Genomic DNA, 3,350 nt, shown 5'->3' with positions numbered 1-3,350 from the left:
CGCAAAGACCGGCTTCAGGAAGATCAGGCCGACTTGCTCAAACAGGCCCTACTTCCCTTTGCAGAAGATGGCGGGGCTATGGGGGATGCAGTCGGGCGACTGTATGTCCAGATTAAGAACCTCACTACGCCAGACCCCGGAACTACGGAGCCGTTCGTCATGATCCGTCCCGCTCAAAATCGCGCTGTGACCCTCTGGCTCATGGAAAACAGTAAGCGCCCCATGAAAGCCGTCTCGGTCTGGACGCTCCTGTTCGATCATCTCATGCCGCACACGGGGCAGGTCATGCTGACCCGCGAAGAAATCGCCGAACAAGTCGGAATTAGAGTCAGTGATGTCAGCCAGATCATGAACGAACTGGTGACGTTCGGTGCAATCTTCTCGGAGCGTGAAAAGGTCGCCGGCATGCGGGGACCGGGTCTGGTCCGCTACTACATGAACAAACACGTCGCCGAAGTCGGAAGCCGCGCCACACAAGAAGAACTCGCCATCATTCCGAAACCGGGCGCAAAGTTAGAAGTCGTTCAGGGAGGAAAGCTATGAAATATTGGAATACTGATTTGTTAGAATCTCCTAGAAATGGAGATTTTTTTTACACATATCATCCATATATACCCCAACTTGCAAAAGCAGCCATTTTAAAAACAAGAAATATAGATGGAAGCCTAGAGTTAATACCTGAAATTGATGGATATAAAAAAGAAAATTATAAAATATACGCATGGGCCAATTCTGATATTGACCCTAAATCTACTGAAGTTATTAATGAACTAGATGAAGTTCATAACAAATTAGGCAAAAAATTATTTGAAGAAACCAAAAAATTACTTATTCATATTAGCAGTATTGGCGAGAAATAACCTCTCCCGGACGCCCTGACGGGCGGGCTACGCCGCTCCCGCGCTGCGCTCGCTCCGGGTCTGCTCTGCCTTTTGCCGGGCAAGTCTGCTTGCTCAAGGGGTGAATAATTTAGCCGCTAAATCGCCTCACATGCCGGGAGAGGGGCTATCGTCCCAATCGTCCTCGATCTGGTCTAGCCGCGCCTGCTCCCGCGCCTCATGCTGTTTCCACGCCTGTGCTGCCTGTTCTAACTTTAGCTGCGCTAGCTTTTCGCCCTCGTAGAATCTGGCCGTCCTGCTGACTCTTTCTAGGGATTTTTGTTCGGATATTTGCCTGTCACACTCACGCTTGACGCCATCGAGTGCGAGAGAACGATAACGCCACCGATCATCTATCTTCGGGCTGCTTACCTCTGCCTCAAACCACTTCTTGAAAAGCCTTGTTGCAGTTTCAAGCGTGGCTCTGAGTCCTGACAAAATCCCAGAAATCTGCCGAATTTCTGATTTTAATTCAGACGCCTGATTTTTTCTTTCTTGGATCTCTGGTGGGGGGCGCAAGCGAGCAAAAAAGCCAACATCCGATGACCATTCGAGTATCGCCACTTCATGGGGGGCGAGATCTCTTTCCGCAGTATGGAGCTTGCCCTCTTCTGTCCTGATATTCGCTTCTATCTCGCGAATATCCCCGGTTTTCTGCGCATATTCAGGACTATCCTTTACGATCCCCCTGCGTAAGCTATCCTCCCCTCCTGCCAATTCGGCGGCGGTACGCTTGCGCAACTCGTCCAAACGATAATTCTCGCGGGCCTTCAAATATAAATCCCGCTCGGCAATGACGCGGGCTTTCTCGCGCTGCCTCTTCTCCTCATCCCGTGCGGCTTGGGCGCGCAACCGCTCACGCTCCGCCTGTAGGTCGATGATTTCCGCCGTCAGCGCCGCTTTCCGCTCGTTGTCCTGCTCTATGGCCCGATTGATGTTCCCGGCATCTGTCTTGCGCCCACGACGCTCTAGGGCCGTCACAGAAGGCCCTAGATGGACCGTAGGCGCCCTATCGACCCCACGAGCCTTGAGACTGCGCCGGTCGATCCGTGCGGCCTCTCCTGCGGCTTCTAGAGCCGAATTGGCTTGTGCCTCCCAGAGCGCCCGGACTTCCTCAACCAGAACCGCCCCTTTCTCGATGCCTTGCTTGCGCAACTGGGCATCTGAAAGTTCGGGCTGTGCCTTGTCTCCAAACACCAGAGCGCCCGAAGCGTCACGGCTGATCTGCCGGGTCGTGGTCAGCACATGGGCGTGGTGGTTCCGCTGGTCGCCTTCTTTGCCAGGGCGATGAATGGCGAAATCGACAGCCACCCCGAAACGCTCGGCCAGGGATCGACTAAACTGCGCGGTGAGGTCCAGCCGCTGCGCGTCGGTCAGCTCGGCGGGAAGGGCAAGAACCCACTCGCGGGCAGTCCGTCCGTCTTTCCGCTTCTCGGCTGCTTCGGCTCCGTTCCATAGGGCGTTGCGCTCGCACCCCTGACCATCTGGCGTGATGATCCCGGTTGCCACGACACCACGCCGCCGCGTGTAGTCGTGAGCGTTGCCGGTCCGATCATCAACCAGAGACGCGCCTGACCGATACGCCGCCGCGGCGACAGCAGATCGCCCGTCCTTCCGCGATATCGGTTTCGTTTCGGCGCGATACAGGGCCACGTTCCGGCTCCAAGGTGGGGTTAAGGGGAGGAACATCCCTACGCAGGAATTGATTTATCAATTCGTAACTGCGCACTTCGTGATAAGATCGCATACATCAATAGGTTGGATTTTGCAAAAATGGCTAAGACACTCGATCAGAAAATTGCCGACGCTGAAGCACGGTTAGCTCGCCTACGTTTGGAAACGAGAAAGCAGGACACAGGCCGTAAAATCGTGCTTGGTGGTCTCCTACTTTCTGCCGCTGAACACGATCCTTCGATCCGGTCATGGCTGCTCAAACAGATTGACGGTGACAAGCTCCGAAAGGCTGATGCTGAACGCCTCGCCCCGCTAATTGCCAAGTGGCGGGAAATGATCTGACCCACCCACTCCTTTCCTCTTGAGCAAATCCCCTGTTTCCCGGTTCCTCTGACCTTCCAATTCCGGAGCGAGCGCAGAGCGGGAGCGGCGTAGCCCGCCCGTGAGGGCGTCCGGAAAGGTCCAGAATTTGGACTTTTCCACCGTTCTAAGGGGGGGACCATAGGGGGGAATAAATATCTTTATTCTATCTAGGGATTGGACGATGGTCGGTTTTCGTTGGAAATCTGCAAAATATGGCTTGCCATTAGGACGCACACTGTGCGTTTATAAAAACGCACAGTGTGCGTCCTAATCGGCCCCTATACAGAGGTTCCCCACATGCGGAATGTGACCCGCCTTAAGACCCGCAAAGACCGGCTTCAGGAAGATCAGGCCGACTTGCTCAAACAGGCCCTACTTCCCTTTGCAGAAGATGGCGGGGCTATGGGGGATGCAGTCGGGCGACTGTATGTCCAG

4 protein-coding genes are annotated in these 3,350 nt (G+C 54.5%); 3 read left to right on the top strand and 1 reads right to left on the bottom strand.

Translation table 11 applies throughout. From position 1 onward, the window contains the following. Together HKD28_RS15500 and HKD28_RS15495 are read left to right on the top strand one after the other, a co-directional pair. On the top strand, window positions 1-543 hold a 543-nt coding region (locus HKD28_RS15500; protein WP_194269104.1), incomplete at its 5' end, for a hypothetical protein. Further along, complete coding sequence (locus tag HKD28_RS15495; protein WP_194269103.1) at window positions 540-860, top strand: hypothetical protein; 321 nt, start codon at window positions 540-542, stop codon at window positions 858-860. The genes HKD28_RS15500 and HKD28_RS15495, both read left to right, overlap by 4 nt. A gap of 126 nt (window positions 861-986) precedes the next feature. Here HKD28_RS15495 and mobQ read toward each other — a convergent pair whose 3' ends face one another. Continuing rightward, on the bottom strand, window positions 987-2,531 hold the full coding sequence (mobQ, locus tag HKD28_RS15490) for a MobQ family relaxase (RefSeq protein ID WP_207729033.1): 1,545 nt from the start codon (window positions 2,529-2,531) through the stop codon (window positions 987-989). Between the two features lie 120 nt (window positions 2,532-2,651). Between mobQ and HKD28_RS15485 the strand changes: the two genes are divergently transcribed. Next, a complete protein-coding gene (locus HKD28_RS15485) occupies window positions 2,652-2,894 on the top strand; it encodes a hypothetical protein (protein ID WP_194269101.1) in 243 nt (80 codons plus the stop codon). The last annotated feature ends 456 nt before the right edge of the window (window positions 2,895-3,350 follow it).

Origin of the sequence: Gluconobacter cadivus (assembly GCF_015244745.1) — a bacterium.
GTDB classification, from domain to species: domain Bacteria; phylum Pseudomonadota; class Alphaproteobacteria; order Acetobacterales; family Acetobacteraceae; genus Gluconobacter; species Gluconobacter cadivus.
The sequence above is the reverse complement of the archived record's forward strand: the minus strand, read 5'-3'. Positions and strand labels throughout refer to the sequence as shown.

What these genes read in the sequence shown, in the direction of transcription:
- HKD28_RS15495 (WP_194269103.1), top strand. Translation starts at nt 540, where the DNA reads ATGAAATATTGGAATACTGATTTGTTAGAATCTCCTAGAAATGGAGAT.
- HKD28_RS15485 (WP_194269101.1), top strand. Translation starts at nt 2,652, where the DNA reads ATGGCTAAGACACTCGATCAGAAAATTGCCGACGCTGAAGCACGGTTA.